General features: G+C 63.1%; 19 protein-coding genes. 12 read left to right on the forward strand and 7 right to left on the reverse strand.

The features are described from left to right. Window positions 1-35: 35 nt before the first annotated feature. Window positions 36-1,064: an AbrB family transcriptional regulator gene (locus SA496_RS13740; RefSeq protein WP_330115573.1), complete on the forward strand. Its 1,029-nt coding sequence runs from the start codon at window positions 36-38 to the stop codon at window positions 1,062-1,064. An 11-nt stretch (window positions 1,065-1,075) separates the two neighbouring features. On the opposite strand, the gene SA496_RS13745 is transcribed toward SA496_RS13740, so the two are convergent. From SA496_RS13745 to SA496_RS13760, 4 genes are all read right to left on the reverse strand, one after another. Further along, a complete protein-coding gene (locus SA496_RS13745; protein WP_330115574.1) occupies window positions 1,076-1,771 on the reverse strand; it encodes a TerC family protein in 696 nt (231 codons plus the stop codon). A gap of 202 nt (window positions 1,772-1,973) precedes the next feature. Beyond that, window positions 1,974-3,245: an OprD family porin gene (locus SA496_RS13750; protein WP_256660943.1), complete on the reverse strand. Its 1,272-nt coding sequence runs from the start codon at window positions 3,243-3,245 to the stop codon at window positions 1,974-1,976. A gap of 108 nt (window positions 3,246-3,353) precedes the next feature. After that, window positions 3,354-4,658, reverse strand: coding sequence for a CitMHS family transporter (locus SA496_RS13755; protein WP_120650653.1), 1,305 nt, complete (start codon window positions 4,656-4,658; stop codon window positions 3,354-3,356). Between the two features lie 233 nt (window positions 4,659-4,891). Next, window positions 4,892-5,989 carry a 4-oxalomesaconate tautomerase gene (locus SA496_RS13760; protein ID WP_218569242.1) on the reverse strand — a complete coding sequence of 366 codons (1,098 nt, stop codon included), beginning with the start codon at window positions 5,987-5,989 and terminating at the stop codon, window positions 4,892-4,894. Window positions 5,990-6,127: 138 nt separating this feature from the next. Between SA496_RS13760 and SA496_RS13765 the strand changes: the two genes are divergently transcribed. From SA496_RS13765 to SA496_RS13780, 4 genes are all read left to right on the forward strand, one after another. After that, on the forward strand, window positions 6,128-7,021 hold the full coding sequence (locus SA496_RS13765) for a LysR family transcriptional regulator (protein ID WP_120650649.1): 894 nt from the start codon (window positions 6,128-6,130) through the stop codon (window positions 7,019-7,021). A gap of 721 nt (window positions 7,022-7,742) precedes the next feature. Further along, a complete protein-coding gene (locus SA496_RS13770) occupies window positions 7,743-9,290 on the forward strand; it encodes an AMP-binding protein (RefSeq protein ID WP_330115575.1) in 1,548 nt (515 codons plus the stop codon). A gap of 13 nt (window positions 9,291-9,303) precedes the next feature. Next, window positions 9,304-10,467: an acyl-CoA dehydrogenase family protein gene (locus SA496_RS13775; protein WP_330115576.1), complete on the forward strand. Its 1,164-nt coding sequence runs from the start codon at window positions 9,304-9,306 to the stop codon at window positions 10,465-10,467. Between the two features lie 70 nt (window positions 10,468-10,537). Further along, window positions 10,538-11,836 carry an MFS transporter gene (locus SA496_RS13780; RefSeq protein ID WP_120650643.1) on the forward strand — a complete coding sequence of 433 codons (1,299 nt, stop codon included), beginning with the start codon at window positions 10,538-10,540 and terminating at the stop codon, window positions 11,834-11,836. On the opposite strand, the gene SA496_RS13785 is transcribed toward SA496_RS13780, so the two are convergent. Further along, window positions 11,800-12,768 carry a LysR family transcriptional regulator gene (locus tag SA496_RS13785; RefSeq protein ID WP_120650641.1) on the reverse strand — a complete coding sequence of 323 codons (969 nt, stop codon included), beginning with the start codon at window positions 12,766-12,768 and terminating at the stop codon, window positions 11,800-11,802. The two genes, SA496_RS13780 and SA496_RS13785, sit on opposite strands and share 37 nt — an antisense overlap. A gap of 307 nt (window positions 12,769-13,075) precedes the next feature. Here SA496_RS13785 and SA496_RS13790 point away from each other — a divergent pair, with 307 nt between their 5' ends. The 4 genes from SA496_RS13790 to SA496_RS13805 are packed head-to-tail and all read left to right on the forward strand — an operon-like array spanning window position 13,076 to window position 17,141. Beyond that, window positions 13,076-14,926 carry a DUF1302 domain-containing protein gene (locus SA496_RS13790; RefSeq protein WP_442965085.1) on the forward strand — a complete coding sequence of 617 codons (1,851 nt, stop codon included), beginning with the start codon at window positions 13,076-13,078 and terminating at the stop codon, window positions 14,924-14,926. Window positions 14,927-14,938: 12 nt separating this feature from the next. After that, a complete protein-coding gene (locus SA496_RS13795) occupies window positions 14,939-16,309 on the forward strand; it encodes a DUF1329 domain-containing protein (protein WP_120650637.1) in 1,371 nt (456 codons plus the stop codon). A gap of 60 nt (window positions 16,310-16,369) precedes the next feature. After that, window positions 16,370-16,744, forward strand: coding sequence for a YidH family protein (locus SA496_RS13800; protein WP_028630079.1), 375 nt, complete (start codon window positions 16,370-16,372; stop codon window positions 16,742-16,744). Between the two features lies 1 nt (window position 16,745). Beyond that, window positions 16,746-17,141, forward strand: coding sequence for a DUF202 domain-containing protein (locus tag SA496_RS13805; protein ID WP_330115577.1), 396 nt, complete (start codon window positions 16,746-16,748; stop codon window positions 17,139-17,141). A gap of 117 nt (window positions 17,142-17,258) precedes the next feature. On the opposite strand, the gene SA496_RS13810 is transcribed toward SA496_RS13805, so the two are convergent. Continuing rightward, entirely contained in the window at window positions 17,259-19,226 is a 1,968-nt protein-coding gene (locus SA496_RS13810) for an alkyl/aryl-sulfatase (RefSeq protein WP_153921640.1), read from the reverse strand. 605 nt (window positions 19,227-19,831) lie between these two features. Between SA496_RS13810 and SA496_RS13815 the strand changes: the two genes are divergently transcribed. Beyond that, entirely contained in the window at window positions 19,832-20,257 is a 426-nt protein-coding gene (locus tag SA496_RS13815; RefSeq protein WP_120650631.1) for a GNAT family N-acetyltransferase, read from the forward strand. A gap of 121 nt (window positions 20,258-20,378) precedes the next feature. Here SA496_RS13815 and SA496_RS13820 read toward each other — a convergent pair whose 3' ends face one another. Beyond that, window positions 20,379-21,332, reverse strand: coding sequence for a LysR family transcriptional regulator (locus SA496_RS13820; protein WP_330115645.1), 954 nt, complete (start codon window positions 21,330-21,332; stop codon window positions 20,379-20,381). 324 nt (window positions 21,333-21,656) lie between these two features. Between SA496_RS13820 and SA496_RS13825 the strand changes: the two genes are divergently transcribed. Together SA496_RS13825 and SA496_RS13830 are read left to right on the forward strand one after the other, a co-directional pair. Next, entirely contained in the window at window positions 21,657-21,986 is a 330-nt protein-coding gene (locus tag SA496_RS13825; protein WP_120649768.1) for a DUF485 domain-containing protein, read from the forward strand. Continuing rightward, window positions 21,983-23,632, forward strand: coding sequence for a cation acetate symporter (locus tag SA496_RS13830; protein ID WP_330115578.1), 1,650 nt, complete (start codon window positions 21,983-21,985; stop codon window positions 23,630-23,632). Before SA496_RS13825 ends, SA496_RS13830 begins: the two co-directional genes overlap by 4 nt. The last annotated feature ends 51 nt before the right edge of the window (window positions 23,633-23,683 follow it).

The following is a 23,683-nucleotide window of genomic DNA, read 5'->3' on the forward strand; positions in this document are numbered from 1 at the left end:
TGCCTACCCTTCCCTCTCTCGACTCCATTGCCCTTATGTGGCAGTGGCTGCTTCTGCTCGTTCTTGCGGTCATCGCAGGTCAAGTGCTGCGACAGATCGGAATGCCAGCTGCTGACTTCCTTGGCTCCATGCTGGTCGCCATTGGACTTGGCGTGCGAGGGGCCCGCATCCGCGTACCCGCGCTCGCTTTCAAATTCGGTCAGGGTTGCATCGGCTTGCTGGTGGCTCATTCGCTCACTGCCGAAACGCTTGCGAGCATTGCTCACGATTGGCCCATCATGCTGCTGGCCACGGCGATAACGGTGGTGATGAGTTTGCTCGTCGCGCTTTGCCTCGTGCGCTACGGCGACCTGCCGGGTAACGCCGCCGCCTGGGGCCTGTCCCCCGGGGCGGCGTCCGCTATGGTGGCTATGGCGGAGGACCACGGGGCAGACTCCCGAGTGGTCGCCACGATGCAATACGTGCGAGTGGTCTGCGTCGTGTTAATAGGTGCAGTCGTCAGCCACGCTCTCGGTGGCGAAATTACTTCCCCCCAAATCCCGGCTGACGCAGCCGCCCTCGGCTTCGCTGTGCCTGCCAATGGCATCCTCACCATCTTTGTTCTGGTCGGCAGTGTGTTGATTGGTGCTCGCTTCCCAGCAGGCGCGCTGCTCGTGCCACTACTGGCTGGGGCGGCGATGCAATTGGGCGGTGTATTCATCATCGACCTGCCCCAGTGGCTGTTGTGCCTGGCCTACGGCGCCCTTGGTTGCTACGTGGGATTACGATTCGATCGCGAGACCTTCGATTTCGTCGTCCGCCGGCTTCCCGCCATGCTCCTCAGCGCGCTTGCCCTGATCGCGCTTTGCGCCCTGTCCGCGCATTACATTGCGGAACTGCTGGGCAAGGACTTCCTCTCCGTTTATCTCGCCACCAGCCCAGGAGGGCTGGACTCCATGGCAATCATCGCTCTGGATACCCAGGCGGATGTCGGTCTGGTGCTGGCCATGCAGACCATGCGCCTATTCGGTGTCATTCTGGTCGGCCCATTCCTGGCGAGGCAGATCATCCGCCTGTCTCGCTGAGGCCACTGTCATCAGCCGTTTGACGAATCAACCACTGCGGATGCGCGCGTGCGCAGCAATAGACCTGTGCCCATCACCAGGGCAGCGCCACAAGCTGCAGCCAGGTGCTTCGACCAGACATCGTTCGAAACCCAGTTCGCCACGGCGATGTCGGTTACCGCCATGCCCCCAGCAATCCAACCCAGCAAGCCGCCCCCCAGCAGTACAACCTGCGGGAAACGATCCATCACCTTGAGCACCAGCTGGCTGCCCCAGACGATGATCGGGATGCTGATCAGCACGCCCAGGCTGACGAGGACCAGGTTGCCGCCGGCAGCCCCAGCCACGGCAAGTACGTTGTCCAGACTCATGACAGCGTCGGCGATGATGATCGTTTTGATTGCAGCGAAGAAGCTCGCACCTGCCCTTACTTCATGGGCTTGTTCGTCTTCGGGCAGCAACAATTTCACGCCGATCCATAGCAACAGCGCCGCACCTACCAGCTTCAGGTACGGCAAGGCCAATAGCTGCATGGCAAAGAACAACAACGCGACGCGCAATAGGATTGCCCCTGCCACGCCACCGGCGATGGCACGGCGGCGTTGTTCCTCCGGAAGATGCCGACACGCCAGTGCGATGACCACTGCGTTATCGCCGCCCAACAGGATGTCGATGGCGATAATCTGCATCAGTGCCATCCAGAAAACAGGGTCACTCAGCCACTCCATAAATCCGTATCTCCGCTATTGATAAAAAATGCCGGGGGCAAAGCCCCCGGCTCCGGAACCTCCGCCGGCGCGACGGGTAGTCGAGACGGGTGGCCGGAAAAGCGTGGTTTGAGGATTAAGGGCCCGCGCGCCTTGTGGGCACGCGGGCGCGGCGCCCGCTCTTCCAAGCGCCACTTCGGGCTGGTAAGCCCGCATTCGGGACCTACCAGAGCGCGATGTCGTAGGTGAAATACAGGCGATTGTTGTCGCGGCCCCTGCTGTAGCTGGAGCGATAGGCGATGTTGCGGAGCTTCACGCCAAGTCCTTTGAGAGCCCCCTGTTGCACCACGTAGGCAAGGTCAATGTCCCGCTCCCATTCGTGGGCATTCACCTCGCTGCCGCGCAGTTCGGTCGTGCCATCCCGGCCTTTGAAATAGCGAACGCCAGCAGTCAGTCCAGGCACTCCGATGGCCGCAAAGTCGTATGCATATCCGAGCATCCAGGTGCGCTCGTCTTCCTCGACGAACTTGCCGACCCCGGCGTTGCTAAAGCTGTACACCGTGGCGCCGTTGACGAATGGCAGCCCGCCTTCGCCATTCAGTTGCTGGTAGCCTGCACTTAAGGCATGGCCCTTCTGGGTGTAAGTCAGCAGGCCGCTGTACATGTCGTTGTCCAGTTCGCCATTGCGCGCCTCTCCCGCATCCTGGCTATGGAAATAGCGCAGGTCGGTGGTGAGGCTGCCTGGCCCCAGGGGCAAGCTGTGGACCACGCCGATGAAGTGCTGCTGGTAGAACTCTTCCAGCTCGCCATAGTAGTAACTCAGGATCAGGGCCTTGCTGGGCTTGTAGTCAGCGCCGGCGAACCAGAAGCCCTCACCGTCATCACCTGCGTATCCATCGGCAGTGATCGAATGGTTGTCACTGGAGTCGCGCATGCGGAACTCGTCGAAGTAACCACCTGTGAGGCTTAGGTCGGCTATATCTGCGCTGGTGACCTGGGTGCCTTCGAAGGTTTGCGGCAACAAACGTGCATCGTTGCGCACCAGCACCGGCAGCTTGGGCTGATGAGTGCCGTGCTTGAGCGTGGTACCGGCGAAGCGTGCCTTGCCGGTCAGGCCCAGGCTGGAAAATTCGTCCGCAGCCCGGCCGTCATCGTGCAGTGGCAAAAGCCCGGTACCGGCTCGCCCAGCGCCGGAGTCCAGTTTCACACCCAGCAGTCCCAGGGCGTCCAGGCCGAAACCGAGGCGGCCTGCGGTGTAGCCGGATTGCAGATCCAGCAGGAAACCCTGGGCCCATTCTTCCTTCTTCGACTGTGCGTTGGCAGCGGACTTGGCGGACATGCCCTTCTCATCCTTGAAGTCATCGTTGAAGTAGATGTTGCGCAATTGCAGGTTGGCCTTGCTGTCTTCGATGAAACCGGCGGCCCCTGCGGCAGGTGCCAGGCAGGCGACTAGGCACGCCAGGGTGGAAGGCAGGGGCTTGGCGTTGGTTTTCATGGTGTCTTCACCTTTTTGTTCTGGACGCACTCGGCCAGCGGGCGCGCAGGAACACACCACGGGGCCAGATATCAGGGAGGCTTGCCCGACTTCGCCGGGCGCGGAAACTCAGGCGAGCAGCGTGATGGCACCCGTTAGCAGGGCCAGCACGGTAATGACGAGCGAGGTGAGGATCGCCCATTTGTAGGTGAAGCGCTGGAAGTCGCCGATGTCAGTATCGACCATGCCCACCAGCAGGAGTGTCGAGGCCACCAACGGACTCATCAGGTGCACCGGCTGGCCGAGGATGGACGCGCGTGCGATTTCCACCGGATCGATGCCATAGGCCGCAGCGGCCTGGGCGAGTATGGGCACCATGCCGAAGTAGTACGCGTCGTTGGAGAGCACGAAGGTAAGCGGCATGCTGGTGATGGCCACCACCAGCGGGAAGAAGCTGCCCCAGGAGGATGGGATCATCTCCACCAGGGAGTTGGCCAGGGAATCCACCATCTTGGTGCCGGAGAATATGCCGGCGAATACCCCGGCGGCGAACACCAGCAGCACCACGGTCATGGCGTTGCCCGAGTGGGCGAGGATGCGCTCCTTCTGCAGGTCCAGCTGCGGGTAGTTGATCATCAAGGCCACGACGAAGCCGAGCATGAACAGCACCGCCGCGTTCATCAGTCCTGCCACCAGAGCGACCATTACCGCGATCACCAGCAGGAGGTTCAGCCAGATCAGCTTCGGTCGCTTGTTCGGGTTATCGGCCAGGATGGCCTTGATGTAGCAGTCGTCACCACCGGTTTTCAGATGGGTATTGCCGATCCGCTTCAGCTCTTTGCGCCCCAGAATATAGGCGGTGAACACCACCCAAAGCGCCCCGCCCGCCATAGTCGGGAGCATCGGAATGAAGTATTCGCTGGCGTCCAGCCCGAGTACGGCGATTGCACGGGTAGCCGGACCGCCCCAGGGGCTCATGCCGCTCATGATGCTCAGCGACAGCATGGATATGCAGGCGAGGATCAGCGGGTTCATACCGATGCGCTTGTACAGCGGCAGCATGGCGGCCACGGTGATCATGTAGGTGGTGGTGCCGTCACCATCCAGCGCCACCAGCAGCGACAGTACGGCGGTGCCCATGGCGATCTTCACCGGGTTGCCGTTGACTGTCTGCAGGATGCGGCGAATCAGCGGGTCGAACAGCCCGGAGTCGATCATGATGCCAAAAAACAGGATGGCGAAAAGCAATAGCGCTGCAGAAGGCGCCACCGTCTTCAGGCCGTCGAGCATCATCTTGCCGAGCTCGGGCGCGAAGCCGCCGACCAATGCGAAGACAATGGGCACTACTGTCAGGGCCACTACCGGGGACAGGCGTTTGGTCATGATCAGATAGGTGAACACGACCACCATGGACAAGCCGAGCAGAGAAAGCATGGCGTTGGACTCTTGTAATTATGGGTTCCAGCTCCATTCAGGCGTACGAGCCGCCGCACATGAAGCCGCTAATCGCCAGGGCGTGCAAGCGCCCCAGCCATCCTCACGAAGAATGTGGATGACTGGTTGCAGCGCAGTTGTGATGTAAGCAGCGTGTGATGAAAGAGTTCATTTGGGTTACCCGTCTTGTGATTGTTGTCTGGGCGTATCGAGACGCGGGACAGCATTTGGAATCAGTGGACTGCATCCGGCATGCGGTAATAGAGACGACCATCCATGATCTTGCGGGCAGTTCGGATCAGCGAGACTCGGGCGATATCCATCGGGTTGCCATCACGCAACTCGACTCGCAGGTCCAGATGGCCTGAGGGGTGCTCGATACGTATGGACGCGAGGGGTTGGCCAGCTTCTACGCGACTGGTTTCCAGGGCGAGGCGATGGGCCACGCTGCCGGGAACATTCACAGCGGCGCCAAGAGCGATCGCGCCAGTTACGGCAAGCGCCTTGTGGCAGCGCTGTGGTACGAAGTAGCGCGCACACAGCGTTCCGTCTTCGCCAACTGCCGACGACAGCAGAATGGGTTTTGGCAGCACCGACTGGCTGACATCTCCCATGCCCATGCGACGGCCCGCTTCACAGCGAATGCGCTCCAGACGCTCAAGCATTGCGCTGTTGGCATCCAGTGAAGCCGGATCGGCGTGACCATCCACACCCAGGTCGCTTGCACGAATCATCACCGTCGGTGTCGCGGCATCCAGGCAGGTGACGTCGACACCCTCAATCTGCTCGATAGCATGACCTGTAGGAAGCAGGGCCCCGGTCTTGGCACCAGCGACGTCCAGGAAGCTGAGACGAATGCCCGCTGCAGAGCCTGGAACGCCACTGATACTGGTATCGCCTTCGTATTCCACGCGACCACGCGGAGTGGGTACGAAACACTCAATGATGCGCTGAGTGTTGATGTTGAACACTCGCACTCGCGTCTCGCCATAGGTGGGCGCCACAAGGCCGGTCTCGATCGCGAACGGGCCAACTGCCGAAAGCATGTTGCCGCAGTTGGGAGTGAAATCTACCCGGCGCTCAGTCACGTCCACTTGGGCAAACAGATAGTCCACATCTGCGTCCGGACGACTGGAGTGTCCAACGATGGCCACTTTGCTGGTAAGGGAGTTACCGCCGCCAATACCGTCTACCTGGAGCGGATGTCCGGAGCCCATTAAATCGAGTAAGACCTGGGCACGCGCTTCCTGCGAATCAGGCAGATCGGTCATGTGGATGAAGGGGCCGCGCGAGGTGCCGCCACGCATAATCATGCAAGGGATGCTGTTCATCATCTTGGTTTAACCCGTGACCGTTCCAACGATGGCTACAGCTTGTCAGCGCCCTTTTGATGCTTCAAATGCAAAGATCAATGCCAACTGATAGGATTCAAGCATTAATGCGCAAAGCAGAACCATAGAGATCCTTTCATGCATAGAATAGAATTTCTCGACCTCGCAGCTTTTGTGCGAGTAGCTGAATCACAGTCTTTTCAGGAAGCCGCCCAGGCACTCCATCTATCCCAGCCGGCGCTGTCTCGCCGCCTTCAGAAACTGGAAGAAACCCTTGGAGCCAAGCTGCTGGAGCGCACCACGCGGCGCACCTGGCTAACCGAAATAGGCAAGGAATACCTGCCCCGGGCTCGACGGATGCTGGAAGACTACGAGTCCTCGATACAGGGCATACGTGAGCTCAAGACACATCAAAAAGGTACCGTGACGATCGCGTGCATCCCGACCGCGGCGTTCTACTTCCTGCCCAGCGTGATACGAGTTTTCAATGAGGCGTATCCGGGCATTCGCATCCGAATACTCGACGTAAGCGCCAACGAAGGCCTTGAACGAGTGGTGAGTGGAGACGCTGACTTTGGCATCAACATGATCAGCGCCCAACACCCAGACATTAGCTTCACGCCCCTACTTCGTGACCCTTTCGTACTCGCAATGCGCAGCGACCATCCTCTCGCAGCGCTGCCTGAGGTGAGTTGGCAAGATTTGCAGGGGGTGCGACTCATCACTGTGAGCCGGGACAGCGGCAACCGAATGTTGCTCGACAGTGCTCTTTCCGGCCACGGAATCCGACTCAACGGATTCTATGAGGTGCAGCATCTGTCCACCTCGCTTGGCCTGGTTGAATGCGGTCTTGGTGTCGCGATTTTGCCGCGCATGGCAATGCCGGATGCAGAACATGAGAACCTCTGTTCCCGCGACCTGCCTCCGCCGCACATCGAGCGCACTATCGGTCTGGTACGTCGAGATGGCGAACCCCTGTCGAGCACCGCAGAACTCTTTATCGAGATGCTACTCAAGCGATGGCGTGAATAGGTATCGAATGGGTACACGGTATGTACGCTGCGGCGTATGACCTTGCGACAGGCGAGCCTCTGTGGAAGGGCATTCACTCTCGTCTGTGTAACTTGATCGTTCCTACTCGCGCAGGCATTGCAGTGAGTCGGGCAGATGGCGTTCTGTATTTTTTCGAACCTTAGGAAGAAATGGGACGGGTATGTTTCCCCGCCCCAGACGGCCACTCCTGGCCGATTCTGTTGAAAAAGTAGCTGCCGCCCATGCCGCCGACAGAATCACACGCTCAGTGAGCGTGGGGCCCGATGTCCTTCTCTTCGACCATCCAGGCCAGCATCGGGGCCGTGCCATAAGCGGTATCGCCGATCAGGCGTTCTGGCGTGAGGTCGAACTGCGCTTGCCGAGATCAGCCGCTGGCTGAGCGAGGTGCTGGTGCCGACGCTGCATGACTATCACCGTGACCCGAACGCAGGACCGCGCCGGGCCTTTATCGGTTGGGCTGATCGGCAAATTGCTGTGGTGCGTTGGCAGCGGGAGTTATGGGTAGCCTGGCGGGATCCACCGGCGTTCCTTGCGGACGGCGTGGGGATGTCGCCATGAGTGCTTCCCATGAAGAGCGACAGGTCCAGCAGTTGGTGCAGCTATTCCATATCGCTATGGCCAGCATCGTACTGTTGTATTAGTTGCCGCGAAGTTCGCTTGGCTAGCATCGGCGCAGTTGTCCTGCCGATGAGAACAATAAATGAACTTAGGAAAGATCATCAGTCGGAGTGCCCTGTACTGGCCCGACTACGAGGCGGTTGTCGATAGCCGGAAACGGATCACTTTTGCGCAGCTGGAGGCTCGCACCAATCGTCTTGCCTCCGGGCTCCAGGCCCTGGAGCTGGCCCGGGGCGCCCATGTGGCGATTCTGGCGCTGAACCGGGTGGAACTGGTGGAAGCGGAGATCGCCTTCTACAAGGCCGGCATGGTCAAGGTTCCGATCAACGCCCGCCTCTCCCTGGACGAAATCCTCCAGGTCCTTGACGACTCCCACAGCCAGGCGGTGCTGGCCGACGGCCATTTCGCCGCGGCCCTCCATGCCCGTCGCAGTGAGGTGCCGCGCCTGCGCTGGATCATCTCCCTCGACGACGAAGCTGGCGACGCCCGCTACCTGGACGTGCTGGAGCGTGGCAGCGAGGCTCCAGTGCACTGTGATCCGGACGACGATGACCTGGCGGTGCTGCACTACACCTCTGGCAGCTCCGGCGTACTCAAGGCCGCCATGCTCAGTTTCGGCAACCGCAAGGCGCTGATCCGCAAGAGTATCGCCAGCCCTACCCGGCGTGCGGCCCCGGGCGATGTGATGGCCCATGTGGGGCCCATCACTCATGCCAGTGGCATGCAGATCATGCCGTTGCTGGCCGTGGGCGCCTGCAACCTGCTCCTGGAGCGCTACGACGACCATCTGCTGCTGGAGACCATCCAGCGTGAGCGGGTCACCCGTTTGTTCCTGGTGCCGGCCATGATCAACCGCCTGGTGAACGTCCCGGAGGTGGAGCGCTTCGACCTCTCCAGCCTGCGCCTGGTGATGTACGGCGCCGCTCCCATGGCTCCGGCCCTGGTGAAGCGCGCCATCGACGTATTCGGGCCGATCCTGGCCCAGGGCTACGGTGCAGGCGAGACGTGCTCCCTGGTGACGGTGCTGACCGAACAGGACCACCTGATCGAGGGCGACGACCAGCGCCGCCTGGCCTCCTGCGGCCGCTGTTATTTCGAGACCACTCTGCGGGTGGTGAACGACGCCTTCGAGGACGTGGGCCCTGGCGAGATCGGCGAAATCGTGGTCAAGGGCCCGGACATCATGAAGGGCTACTGGCAGGCGCCGGAGCTGACCGCCGAGGTCATGCGCGACGGCTATTACCTCACCGGCGACCTGGCCACGGTGGACGAGCGCGGCTACGTGTTCATCGTTGACCGCAAGAAGGAAATGATCATTTCCGGCGGTTTCAACATCTACCCCACCGAAGTGGAACAAGTGCTCTACAGCCTGCCCCAGGTGTTCGAGGCGGCCGTGGTGGGCGTACCGGACGAGCAATGGGGCGAGGCAGTCCGCGCGGTGGTGGTACTGAAACCGGGCGAGAACCTGAGCGCCGAAGCCATCATCGAGTATTGCGGGCGCTCCCTGGCGGGTTTCAAGAAGCCCCGCGCGGTGGATTTCGTCAAGGAACTGCCGAAGAACCCCAACGGCAAGGTCGTGCGCCGCCTGATCCGCGAAGCGTACTGGCAGAACAGCGAACGACGAATTTAAGGGAGACAGGCAGATGCTCAAACCAAGCGAGAAGGCCAGCCGCGTCATCGACGGCATCAACACATTCGTCCGCGACGAACTCGACCCGCTGGTGCAGCGGGAAGGTATCACCTGGGGCCAACCGGTCGCCCGGCCCCTGCTGCGGGATATCTGGAAGCGCTCCTGCGAGCTGGGCTTCTACAACGCCCTGCTACCGGAAAACCTGGGCGGCGCCGGACTCAGCATTGCCGAACTCTGCGCAGTGAAGGAGGCGGCCGTGCTGACCGGCTCGCCCCTCGCCCCGCACGTGCTGGGCGAACTCTCCGGGCCACCCCGTATCGGCCACTTGTTCCGGGTCGCCAGCGACTTCCAGGTGGACGCCTTCCTGAAGCCGGTATGCCGGGCGGATAAGGCCGTGTGCTTTGCCCTGACCGAGGCAGAAGCCGGTTCCGACGCCACCGCCATCCGTACCGAAGCCCGCCGCGAGGGTGACCATTACGTACTCAACGGCGCCAAGCGCTACATCTCCGGCGCTACCTACGCCGACATCGCCGTGCTGCTGGCGGTGACCGAGCCGGGACGCGGCCCCCAGGGCATTTCGGCATTCTTCGTCGACCTCACTGCCGAAGGGGTTCAGGTGGACAGTGACTACTCGGTGATGTCCGGCGGCGGCGCCCACGGCAACATCCTGCTGGAAAACGTCCGCGTCCCCGTGGAGAACCGCATCGGTGACGAAGGCGCTGGCTTCAAGCTGGCCATGGGGCGCATCACGCTGAACCGCCTGCTGCACTGCCCAACCATGCTCGGCATGGCCGGCCTGGCCCTGAACCTGTCAATGGACCACGCCCGCACGCGCAAGCAGTTCGGCCAGCCCATCGCGCTGTTCCAGTCCATCAGCCACATGCTCGCCGACATGGCCACCGAGCTCCATGCGGCACGCAGCATGATGTTCGCCACCGCCCTCAGCAACGACGCCGGCGGCGATATCAAGGTCGAGGCATCGATGTGCAAGCTGTACGCCTCGGAAACCGCCTTCCGCATCGCCGACCGTGCGGTGCAGATCCACGGCGGTTCAGGGCTTGTTGCGGGCCATCCCGTCGAGTGGTTATTCCGCGCGACCCGCATGATGCGCATCCTGACCGGCACCAGTGAGATCCAGCGCAACACCATCGCCAAGGGCATCCTGATGCCTGGTTGACGCGCCCTGCAGTGCCCGTCTGGCCGGGGAAGCCGGACGGGTCTTCTACAACGACAACAAGAGCATCCCCATGAACCGAGACAACACTGCCTTCCGCCCTGCCAGCGCCTGGACCATTGCGGTCCTGCTGGCCTTCATGATGCTGGTCAATTTCCTCGACAAGGTGGTGATCGGCCTGGTCGCCGTGCCGATGACGGAGGAACTGGACCTGACCCCCACTGAGTTCGGCCTGATCGGCGGAGCCCTGCATTGGCTCTTCGCCGTCTCCGCTGTGGTCGGCGGCTTTCTCGCCAACCGCCGGCCTACCCGAACCCTGTTGCTGGGCATGGGCCTTTTCTGGGCGCTGATCCAGCTGCCCATGCTGTTCGCGAGTTCCCTCTGGATGATCGTCGCCTGCCGTGTGCTGCTGGGCATCGGTGAAGGCCCCGCCTCCCCGGTGGCGACCCACGCCCTGTACAAGTGGTTTCCGGATGATCGCCGCAGCCTGCCAGTCGCGCTGTTGCACTCCGGTAGCGCCATGGGCCTGCTGGTGGCCGGCGCCATGATCCCCTGGATCAGCCTGCACTACGGCTGGCGCACCAACTTCGTCGTGCTGGCGGCCATCGGCGTGGTCTGGTGCGCCCTCTGGCTGCTGCTGGGCCGGGAAGGCACACTCGACAACCTGCGCGCCGGCCAGGTGACCCCGGACACCCATCGAGTGCCCTACCGCCGCCTGCTTACCGATGGCAGCGTGCTGGGCAACTACGCCTGCCACTTCGCTGCCAACTGGTCCCTGGCACTGACCCTGACCTGGGTGCCGAGCTACCTGGAAGTGGGCCTGGGCATCGACCCGCTGAACACCGGCCGCATGTTCGTCCTCTTCGTGGTGGTGACCACACCGCTCAGCCTGTTCATGGCCTGGCTGTCCCAGCGCCTGCTGCATCGCGGCGTGCCCTCACGCCTGGCCCGTGGCGCTTTCGTCTCGGGCTGCCTGATCGTCGCCGGGCTGTTCTCCGCGTCGCTGATCCTTCAGGAGCTTTCGGTCACCACGCGCATCATCACCCTGACCCTGAGCGGCGGCCTGGCACTGGTGATGTACTCGGTGGGGCCGGCGATGCTGGCGGAGTTCACGCCCAGCAGCCAGCGCGGCGGCATTCTTGCCATCGGCAACGCAGTAGCCTCGCTGGCGGGGCTCTCGGCCCCGGTGGTCACCGGCCTGTTGGTGCATGGCGCCGGTGCCGGGCATCCGCAGGGCTACGCCCAGGGCTTCCTGGTTTGCGGCGGCGTGCTGATCATGGCGGGCCTGATCGGCCTTGTGACGATGAACCCGCAGCGCTCCCGCGAGCGACTGGCTCAGGACGACTCGCCCGCGCTCTGTTCCAGGGCTTGAGCCTCTTCGTCGACGCGCTCGATCAGGCTGCCGCGCCAGCGGCCTTCCTGCACCGCATCCAGCAGGATCGTGCGCACCAGGTCCTGCATGCAGGACGCGGCGAAGGACAGCGGTTTGTGGATCGAGTGGGCGATGGACACAGTGCGTGTGATGCGCGGTTCCACCACCAGCCGCGCACCCGTCGGTTCGAACAGCTCCACCAGCGGCGGCCAGTTGCAGATGGTCGCCGCCAGCCCACTGCGGACCAGGCTGGCAATCCCCGGGGCCGACTGCTGTTCGTAGGCCACGTTGAGCACCACCCCCGCCTCCATCGCCGCCTGCTCGATACGCCGCCGCAGGTGCAAGGCCCGCGGCGCCACGACCAGCCGCGTGGCGGCCGCCTCGGCCAGGGTGATGGGGGTGTTCTTCTCGGCCTCGCTGGCCGGCCCCACCCAGTAAAGGTCCTCGCTGAAGATGGGTTCAGCGGCTACGTGCTCCAGCTCCTCGGCATTGGGCACCACGCCGAAGTCCACCTTGCCCAGCTCGATGGCCTGACCGCCCTCGCGGGTGAGGCCGTCGCACACCGTCAGGGTGATGCTGGGGAACTTCTCCGCCGCCCGCGAGATGATCTCCGGTAGCAGCAACGCCGAGGCGGTGGCAGGAATGGAAACGGACACATGCCCCTTGGGATCCCCCCGTGTCGAGGTCAGTTCGTCCTTCACCGAATCCAGCTTCTGCACCACCGAACGCGCCACCTCGTAGAGGCGTCGGCCAGCATCGGTCAGGGCTACGCCGTCGTGCTGGCGCTCCAGCAGCTGTATTTCCAGCTCGCTTTCCAGCAGACCGATCTGCCGGCTCAGGGCCGGCTGCGCGATGAAGGAGCGACGCGCAGCGGCGGAGAAGCTTCCTGCCTCCGCGATGGCGATCAGGTAGCGGAGCTGCTTGAGGGTCATAGGGGTCTCGCTGGCTATGCCGAAGTGATATGGCAACTATCGGAAGACACTATTTGTCGGGTTTCCGGGGCGCCCCTAGTATCGCTTAAACATCAGATAGAAGGGAGTATCCGCAACTTCATCCAACTACGCAGAACAATAAGTAAAGGGCAACCAGAGCCAACTTCCCACCTCGATATCGATTCTGCCGAATAGTGTCGATTCGTCGCTCAAGCGGCCGGGATTCCTATTGCCTGGATATACCCGAACTTGTTGTGCCTGCGCCTGAAACTTGGTTCTCACTCGAAAACAAAGAGGATAATGAGTGATGAGATTCAATATGCGCGGCATTATTCGTCCGCCTTTTCTCCTATTGCCCCTGAGTTGCCTTGTCAGTCATGCACTGGCGGCCGATTTCCAGATCGGCGAGATCGAGGGCCAACTGGATTCCTCGCTCTCCATCGGCACCAGCATCTCTACCGCCACCCCTGACCCGAAGCAGCTCAATAGCGCCACCGGCGACGACGGCAGGCGCAATTTCCGCTCCGGCGACGCCTTCTCCGGCATCTTCAAAGGCACCCATGACCTGCAGTTGAGCCACGGTGACGTCGGCGTCTTCCTGCGAGGCAGCTACTGGTACGACTACGTCCTGCGGGACCAAGACCAGCGTTTCAAGGATGTGGAAGACAACAACCGCAAACGCTCGGCGAAGACCGCGGGCACCGAGTTGCTGGACGCCTTCGTCTACTACAACTACGCCATCGCCGATCAACCGGGCTCGGCGCGCCTGGGCAAGCAGGTGGTGAACTGGGGCGAAAGCACGTTCATCCCGGGTGGTCTGAATGTGGTCAACCCCTTCAATCTTTCGGCTTTGCGCCGTCCGGGTTCGGAGGTGAAGGAAGGCCTGGTTCCAGTAAACATGTTCTACGTGTCGCAGAACCTGACTGATGCGATCTCCGGGGACTTCTTCTACCAGCTGGATTGGGAACAGACCCAGTTGGACAACTGCGGCACCTTCTTCTCCAGCAACGACTTCCTCGCCGATGGCTGCGACGGCCTCGACGTGGGCAACGTGCTCACCGGCAACCCGGCGGCAGTGGCTGGCCTCACCCCGTTCGGCGTCAACCTCACCGACGAGGGCATCCGCATTCCCCGTGCCGGCGATGAGGATGCCCGCAACGGCGGCCAGTGGGGGATGTCCCTGCGCTGGTTCGCCGCCAACCTGGACACCGAGTTCGGCGCCTATATCGCCAACTACCACAGCCGCGTGCCCTACATGGGCACCATCAGCAGCCCCTACTACACCAACACCAGCTTCGCCCCGCAGCTGTGCGCCAACCTCGGTGTCCCCCTGGCCAACTGCGGTGCTTTCCTTCGCAGCGCCAACGGCCAGAGTCTGGCCGGTGCCCTGCGCCTGGGTACCTCCCAGTACCTGGCCCAGTACCCGGAAGACATCCGCCTGTATGGCCTGTCGTTCTCCACCAACCTCAGCACCGGTACCGCGCTGCAGGGCGAGATCAGCTACCGGCCGAACATGCCGATCCAACTCAACGGTACAGACGTTATCCAATCGCTGCTGAACAACGCCACACGCTCGCCCCTGGTGGCCGAAGACATCCGCCCCGACGCGGACAGCACGCTGTTCAACGGCTACCGACGCAAGGAAGTCACCCAGGCGCAGGCCACCGCCACCCACTCTTTCGCCCAGGTGCTGGGGGCCGATCAACTGGTGGTGGTGGGCGAAGTGGGAGCCACCTGGGTCGGAGGCCTGGAAGGCACCTTCGGTCCACGCTATGGCCGCAGCGGCACCTATGGCAGCGGCATCCTTGCCAGCGGCGCCTGTGCAGGTACCTCGAAAACGCCGGAGCACTGCAATGACCAGGGTTTTCTCACGCGCTTCTCCTGGGGTTACCGGGTGCGCACCAACCTGAGCTACCCCAATGCCATCGCCGGTATCGACCTGCGCCCCAACCTCTCCTGGCAGCACGATGTGGACGGCAACGGCCCCGGCGAAGGCTCGGCCTTCAGTGAAGGTTCCAAGGCCATCAGCGTCGGCCTCGACGCCTCCCTCAACAACACCTACAGCGCCAGCCTGGCATACACCGACTACATCGACGGCGACTACGGCACCCGTGGTGACCGCGATTACCTGTCCATCAGCCTGGGCGTCAATTTCTAAATGGAGTCCCTCATGATCAACACCCACAGCCTGGTGCGTGGCGGCGCACTCTTTTGCACCCTCCTCCTGTCCGGCCAGGTTCTGGCCGCTGTCTCGCCGGAAGACGCAGCCAAGCTGCAAGGCCCCCTGACCCCGATCGGTGCCGAACGCGCTGGCAGTGCCGACGGCCGCATTCCGGCCTGGGACGGCGGCTTGCAAGCCGCCAGGCCCGAGCTGACGGCCAACGGCACGCCGGCCGATCCTTTCAGCGGTGAGCAGCCACTGTTCACTATCGATGCGCGCAACTACACCCAGTACCAGGAGCAACTGAGCCCTGGGCAGATCGCCCTGCTCAAGCGCTACCCGAACAGCTTCCACCTGCCGGTCTACCCCAGCCACCGCTCGGCGGCCGTACCCGACGCCCTCCGTGAATCTGCCGCACGCAACGCCACCAGCGCCCGCCTGGTGAATGACGGCAACGGCGTGGAAGGGTTCTCTGGAATGGTCGCCTTCCCCATTCCGCAGAATGGCCTGGAGGTGCTCTGGAACCATCTGACCCGCAATCGCAACGCCAGCTTCAGCCTGACCTCCGACAGCGCGGCGCCCCAGAAGGACGGCGCCTACACCATCATGACGACCCAGCAATACTTCACCCGCCGCGACGCGGTGAAGGGCATGGCACCGGAGCAGGCGCGCAACATCCTCTACTACTACAGCCACCTGCTGACCGCTCCTTCGCGCATGGTGGGCGAAGTGGTGCTGGTGCATGAAACCCTCGACCAGGTGGCCGAGCCGCGCCTGTCCTGGGTCTACAGCGCCGGTCAGCGACGGGTACGGCGCGCGCCCAGCATTGCCTATGACACGGCTGGTCCCACCACCGCTGGCCTGCGTACCGCCGATAGCCGAGACATGTTCAACGGTGCGCCGGACCGCTACGACTGGAAACTGGTGGGCAAGAAGACCCTCTACGTGCCCTACAACAGCTACCGGCTGGCCTCCCCCGACCAGCACTACGACGACCTGCTGCAACCCGGCCACGTCAACCCCAACGCCACCCGCTACGAGCTGCACCGTGTATGGGAGGTGGTTGCCACCCTCAAGCCCGGCATGCGGCATATCTACAGCAAGCGCCACTACTTCATCGACGAGGATACCTGGGCCATCCTCGAGGCCGACCATTACGACAACCGTGGCGAGCTCTGGCGCATCGGCGAGGCCCACAGCTACTACCACTACAGCGGGCAGTCGGCGGTCAACGCCATGGAGATCACCTACGACCTCAACAACGGCCGCTACCTGGCTTCCGGCCTGACCAGCGAACAGCGCCATCCATTCGACTTCGGCTATCAGGCCAGCACCTCTGACTACTCACCCGGTGCCCTGCGCAGCAAGGGATTGCGCTGAGTGACCCACCTGCCGCCATCGCGCGCCCTGCCGATGGCGGCCCTTCCTGGCCGGTACACCATGCCCACCCCATCCCCCCGAAAGTCGCTCAGCGACACCCTGCTTGGCGGCGACGAACCTGACCCACGCTTCACCCTGGCCAACGAGCGCACCTTTCTGGCCTGGGTTCGCACGGCGCTCGCCCTGATGGGCGGCGGCATCGCCGTGGAAACCTTCGCGGGCCAGGCTTTCGAGCCCTGGCTGCGATTGACCATCACCCTCTGCTTGCTGGCCCTGAGCCTGCTGGTCAGCATCGGTGCCTGCCTGCGCTGGCTGGCCGTGGAACGGGCGCTGCGCCACGGCCGCGCCCTGCCCCTACCGGTGCTGGTGCCGCTGTTGACTCTGGGCTGCTGCCTGGCGGCGCTGATTCTGGCCAGCCTGTTCTGGCCCCGCTGAGATGACCACCAGCAACACCGACCGGGGCCTGCAGGCCGAACGCACTGAGCTGGCCTGGCGTCGCACCCAGGTGTCCCTGCTGGTGATCGCTTGCCTGGCGCTACGTGGCGAGTCGCCCCTAGTGATGATCGTCGCCCTGGTAACCGCGGGCCTGCTGTGGGCCTGCCAGGGGGGGCGCTACCGGATCAGCCTGGCCATGCTGCAGGACGAGTGCGGTCGCGCGCGGCCGGTCCTGGTGATGGGTACCAGCCTGGCCCTGGTGACAATGACGCTGGTCGCCCTCCAGGGCGCCTGGCGCTCGGCGCAGCCCACTGCCCTTCACAAGGAAGCGACGACAATGACTATCCGCACGCCGGCTACCCAACACGGGAACACAACAGCCCCGCCCCCGCGATAGAAAGCCGCCTTAGCCAGGAAGTCGGCGGCGCCGCGTAGGTGACCGCCGGCCTGACTTACTGCCGCAGGAACGCCCCGGCGCGCCGCCTCGGGGCGCGACCGGAGCCTAGGCGTGGAATCAGGGTTCCACCAGGTTGAATTGCGGATTGGCCTCGTCCAGCCCGCCGAGAAGCTTGAGCAGCTTGACGCGGCCGCTCTCGAACTCGATGCCACCCACGGTGGCCTCCTTGAGGAAGCCGGTTTCCTTCAGCGAGATGCGATCCAGCAGCGCCTTGGTCATGGTCAAGTCCACCTCCGCCTCGGCATGACGCATGCCCTTGCGGTAGGTCAGCACGCCATTGCGCAGGGTCAAGGCGTAATCCTCGCCCAGGTCGCTGAAGCGCCAGTTGATGCGCAGGTCCTCCCCGGCGGCCTTCATGGCGTCGATGCGCACCGCCAGGTAGTCGAAGAACATGCCCGGCGTCAGGGCGCGAATCATGTCTGGCGCACCGTTGCGGCCACGGGGCTGCGCCACGCCCTGGCGCAGTTCCTGGGCGCCGCTCAGGTAGACGTTGCGCCAGGTGGCGTTCTCGCTCTGGTAGCCCAACTGCTCCAGGGTGTCGGCCTGCAGGTCTCGCGCCGCCTGGTTGCCGGGCTCGGCGAAGACCAGATGGTTAAGTAACTGCGCAGCCCAGCGATACTCCCCGGCCGCGAATGCCTTGCGGGCGCTGGCCAGCACCGAGTCGGCGCCACCCATGGCTTCGACGTAGCGCGTGCCGGCGACTTCCGGCGGCAAGGGGTCGAGGTTGGCCGGGTTGCCGTCGTAGAAGCCCATGTAGCGCTGGTAGACGGCACGCACGTTGTGGCTGAGGGAACCGTAGTAGTCGCGGCTGTACCACTTGCTGGCCAGACGCGGTGGCAACGACGACAGTTGCGCGGCGATCTCGGTGGGCGTGAGACCCTGGTTGATCAGGCGCAGCGTCTGGCTGTCGAGGAAGGCGTACATGTCACGCTGGTCCGCCAGATAGTCACGGATCTCGGCGCCTCCCCAGGTGGGCCAATGGTGCTGGGCGAAGAGCACATCGGCCTTGTCGCCGTAGCGCACCAGCGCATCGTCCAGGTAGTGCGCCCAGACCTTGGCGTCACGCACCAGTGCGCCCCGCAGGGTCAGCACGTTGTGCTGGGTATGGGTGGCGTTCTCAGCCATGCAAAGGGTGCGGAACTGCGGGAAATAGAGGTTCATCTCCGCCGGCGCCTCGGTGCCGGGGGTGAGTTGGAACTCGATCTCCACCCCGTCGATGACGTGCGTCTCCAGGGGCTTGGCGATCAGCTCGGTGGGGGGGATCAGCGTCACCGTGGCATTGTTCGGCGTGCTCTTGCCCAGGCCGGCATCCACCTGGCCCCGCTCGCCCCGAGGCAGCAGCGAACCATACATATACTGGGCGCGGCGCATCATCGCCGGGCCGGCCAGCACGTTCTCGCTGACAGCGTGTTCGTAAAACCCCTCCGGCGCGATCACTCGCACCTTGCCAGACTTCACGTCAGCTTCCTCGATCACCCCGCGAACACCGCCAAAATGGTCGACGTGGGAATGGCTGTAGATCACGGCCAGCACCGGTTTGCGCGGGCGATGCCGGTAGTACATATCCAGGCCGGCACGGGCGGTTTCGGTACTGATCAGAGGGTCGATGAGGATCAACCCGCTGTCGCCTTCAATGATCGTCATGTTCGACAGGTCCAGCCCGCGCACCTGGTAAATGCGTTCGCGTACCTGGAACAGACCGGCGATGTTGTTCAACTGCGCCATGCGCCAGAGGCTGGGATTGACACTGGCCGCGGCATCGCTGCCATCCAGGAAGTCGTAGGCCTTGCGGTTCCACACCGGCAGCCCGTCGGCATTTTCGACAACACCCTTGAAGGGCTCGAGCAGCCCCCGGCGGGCGCTCTCGAAATCGGCCTTGTCGGCGAAGGGCAGGCGCTCGAGCCAGTCCTGGTTAAGGGTGCGGGTGAACTCGGTGGCAGGCTTGCCGGCAGCGGGCAGGTCGGCATGGACGCCGCCGGACAGGAAAAGCGCCAGGGCGATGGCGCTGAGGCGGAAGCTGGGCATGTAAAGGCTCGTTCTGGTTTTGTTGGTATGAACGGACACGCGGTCCCTCCGCGACTCTAGGGAGGCCCGCCAACCCACGCCAATACCAGAGGCGCATGCCGGCCATAGCGGGTTGCGATAGCGAACGAAGACCAGGGGAACCCACGACGCTGTCCTGCGACGACCCCGCCTCAGCAACACGCGCAGGCCGGATCAAACAGACGCGCGAACAAGGCATCGAGATCGACGACGGCATGGACGACGCCTACTGAGTTATGTGCTGGACGGCTTGTGCCCGTGCCTGAGCGAAGAACCTTGCGAGTTTTGCAGTTTGGTGCGGGCGACGTTGCGCTAGAGCGACGCGAAACCCAACGAGGAGTCATGCTCACCGCATTGACCTGCCGCCGCTCAACCCCAAAGTCTTGAAGCCATCGCCCAAAAGCCCTGCGCCCCTGCTTGGAGAAGAATTAATCTCCTCATCGCAAATCGATCGCCTAGGGAAACTCCGGCACACTGATCAGCGGGCTGCCGTAGCCAACGACAAGAAAGCGGACGCGAACGGATCAACCAAGCCAACTGAGCAAGTGGCGCCTCTCCATATCAGTGAACATCTAAAGGACTAGCGAATGAGTACTCGTATCGAACTGACGGTAAACCCGGGAGAAGATGAGCGCGCAGCTATCCTCAAGCCCTTGCGGGCCCATAACCTTTCTCAAGCGGGTGACCCAAAGCGAGAAGCAATCGCCCTGTTAGTCCGCGATGAGCACACCAACGAAATCATTGGAGGCCTTTATGGCGAGATCTTTTTTCGTTGGCTGTTCATCGAGCTGCTAGCCATACCTGAGCAAGCAAGAGGTCAAGGCACAGGCTCACGCCTGATGAACATGGCTGAAGACGTTGCACGTGAAAAAGGCTGCGTCGGTATCTGGCTGGACACCTTTGATTTCCAGGCACCCGAGTTCTACCAAAAACACGGATTCACCGAGTTCGGCCACCTCGATGAATTCCCCCCAGAGCACAAGCGCTTCTTTTTCCGGAAACGATTAGTCTGACGTGCTGCTTGAACGAACACTTGCGATACCCCGCCAGACCGTGGGACTGGCGCCCTCCGCGTATCGGGAGCGATTCGGCCAAATCTCGGCGGCAAATGCTTGAACGCATGCACCGCCGAGATCACACCTCGAATAGCGGAACCTGCATCCTGTCCTCTTCCCCCATCAGCCAACCACGATTGCGATCGGCGCAACGGTGCAGGTACTCGGCAACCAGCGTGATGCGTTTGAGGCGGCGCAGGTCCTCGCTGTAGTAGATCCAGAACTGGCGCGTCACTTCTACTTCATCGGGCAGCACGGCCTGTAGCTTCGGGTCCCCCGCCACCAGGAAGCACGGCAGGATCGCCAGCGCCCTCCCCTGCAACGCCGCCTGGTACTGGGCGATGACACTCGTGCTGCGCAGCTGGCTCATGGCTCCGGGCAGCAGGTCATTCAGATACAGCAGCTTTGGGCTGAACGCCAGGTCCTCGACGTAGGTGATGAAGGGATGGTTTGCCAGGTCCTCGCGGGTCTCGATCGGCGGCTGGCTGGCCAGGTACTCAGGCGTGCCGTAGAGGCGCAAGCGATAGTCGGCGAGCTTGGAGCAGACATAGGGACCGCGCTCGGGCCGCTCCAGGGTGATGGCGATGTCCGCTTCGCGGCGCGACAGGCTGACGAAGTGAGGGACGGGAAGGATGTCCACCGAGATATGCGGGTACTGCTCGAGGAAACGACTCATCTGCGCCGTCACGAAATAGGAGCCGAAGCCCTCCGTACAGCCGATGCGCACATGGCCGGAAAGCCCCAGGCGCGTGCCCGACACTTGTTCACAGGCGGCTTGCAAGGTGCTTTCCAGGGTCTCGGCATGGCTCAGCAGGCGCTGGCCTTCCACCGTCAGGACAAACCCAGCCGCGCGCGACTTCTCGAACAGCAAGGCACCCAGCGCCTGCTCCAGGGCTCGTACGCGCCGCGACACGGTGGTGTAGTCGACTCCAAGGCGGCGGGCAGCTCCTGTTGCGGTGCGGGTTCGGGCGACTTCCAGGAAGAATCGTAGGTCGTCCCATTTGACCTGTTCCGGACTAGGATTTTTTTGCATGTCCATCAGGATATTTTGCCTGTTCTTTAATGGATGGATGCTTACATATACTCACATCCATCGTCCCGTAGCCAAGTGCTTTTCTCGCCTTGCAGGGTCACTGGAATGGAGGGCTGACAGCATGAATGCATGCCTGGTTTCCGGCCTTCCCGCGCCTTGCTCTACCCACCATTTGCTGGCTCCCGGAGGGAGCCGCGGTCACTGACGAACACCTCACTGACGAAGAACTTGGCGACGCCTACCCGAGGCGCCGCCGGGAATGCTGCACGCCTGAAAAAGGCGGCGGCGACAGGCACGACAAAAACAACTAAAGCGGAGCCCGATATGACACCTCACCACTCCCCCAACACCTCGGCCAGCGCTCGCATCATGGCCAACCCGAAGTTCCAGCGCCTGGCCCAGGAGCGCGCCGTTCTCGCCTGGTCGCTCAGCGCCCTGGTGCTGGCGGTCTACTACCTGTTCATCATGCTCGTAGCCTTCGTCCCCGGCTGGCTGCACCTTCCCCTCTACGAGGGCAGCCATCTCAGCCGCGGCATCCCGCTGGGTGCCGCCATCATCATTCTTTCCTGGCTGCTGACCGCCTGGTACGTGCGTCACGCCAATACCCGCTTCGATGCACTGAGCGCGGAAATCCTCGCGGAGGGTCAGGCATGAAAGCCCTCCTCGCCCTCCTTGCCCTCGCGCCGCTGAGCGGCTTCGCCGACACCATCACGGCGCAGAAGCAACCCCTCAACCTGCATGCCATCGGCATGTTCTTCGTCTTTGTCCTGGCCACCCTGGCCATCACCTGGTGGGCCGCCCGGCGCACCCGCTCCACCGCCGACTTCTACACCGCTGGCGGTGGCATCTCGGGCTTCCAGAACGGCCTGGCGATTGCCGGCGACTACATGTCGGCGGCCACCCTGCTGGGCCTTTCGAGCCTGGTGTTCGCCAAGGGCTACGACGGCTTCGTCTACATCATCGGCTTCTTCGTCGGCTGGCCCATCGTCACCTTCCTGATGGCCGAGCGCCTGCGCAACCTGGGCCGCTACACCTTCGCCGACATCGTCTCCTACCGCCTGGACCAGACCCGCATTCGCAGCTTCGCCGCCCTCGGCTCGCTGACCGTGGTCTGCTGCTACCTGGTCGTGCAGATGGTCGGCGCCGGCCAACTGATCAAGCTGCTGTTCGGCCTGGACTATCAGCTGGCCGTGGTAGTGGTCGGTGTCCTGATGCTGGTCTACGTGATCTTCGGCGGCATGATCGCCACCACCTGGGTGCAGATCACCAAGGCCGTCCTGCTGCTGGCCGGTGGCACCGCACTGGTGCTGATGGCCATGAGCGAGTTCGGCTTCAGCTTCGAGAACCTGGCCGAGCGAGCGGTCGCCGTACACGCCAGCGGCGTCAAGATCATGGGGCCCGGTACCTTGCTGGCCGACCCGATCAGTGCCGTCTCGCTGTCCCTCGGCCTGGTGTTCGGCATCGCCGGCCTGCCACACATCCTGATGCGCTTCTTCACCGTGCCCAATGCCAGGGAAGCCCGCCGCTCGGTGCTGTTCGCCACCGGCTTCATCGGTTTCTTCTTCCTGGTGGTCTGCGTGCTCGGCTACACCGCGATCGTGATCGTCGGCACCGATCCGCAGTACTTCGTCGACGGCAAGCTGGGTGGCGCCCTGGTGGGCGGCGGCAACATGGTCGCCATGCACCTGGCCCAGGCAGTGGGCGGCAACCTGTTCCTCGGTTTCCTCTCCGCCGTAGCCTTCGCCACCATCCTCGCCGTGGTTGCAGGCCTTGCCCTGGCGGGCGCCTCGGCCATCTCCCACGACCTCTATGCCTCTGTGCTGAAAAAGGGGCACGCCAGCGAGAAGGATGAAATGCGGGTGTCGCGCATCGCCACCGTGGCTATCGGCCTGGTCGCAATCGGCCTGGGCATTCTCTTCGAGCAGATGAACATCGCCTTCCTCGTGGGCCTGACCTTCGGCGTCGCCGCTTCGGCCAACTTCCCGGTGCTGATCATGGCCATGTACTGGAAAGGCCTGACCACCCGTGGTGCCCTCTGGGGCGGGCTGACCGGGCTGGTGAGCGCCCTGGCCCTGGTGATCTGTGCACCGGCCGTCTGGGTCGGCGTGCTGGGCCATGAGAAGGCACTGTTCCCCTACGACCAGCCGGCGCTGTTCTCCATGCCGCTGGCGTTCCTGGTGATCATCGTCGTCTCCACACTCGATCGCAGCGCCCGCGCCAGCCGCGAACGCGCCGCCTATGACGACCAGTTCGTCCGCGCCCAGACCGGCCTGGGGGCTGCCGCCGCCAGCAGCCACTGACGCGTATCCCGCAGCGAGGTTAACGGGCACGCCCATCGCTCCTTTTGGGCG

The organism is Pseudomonas sp. JS3066, assembly GCF_036328175.1.
Classification (GTDB): Bacteria; Pseudomonadota; Gammaproteobacteria; order Pseudomonadales; family Pseudomonadaceae; genus Metapseudomonas.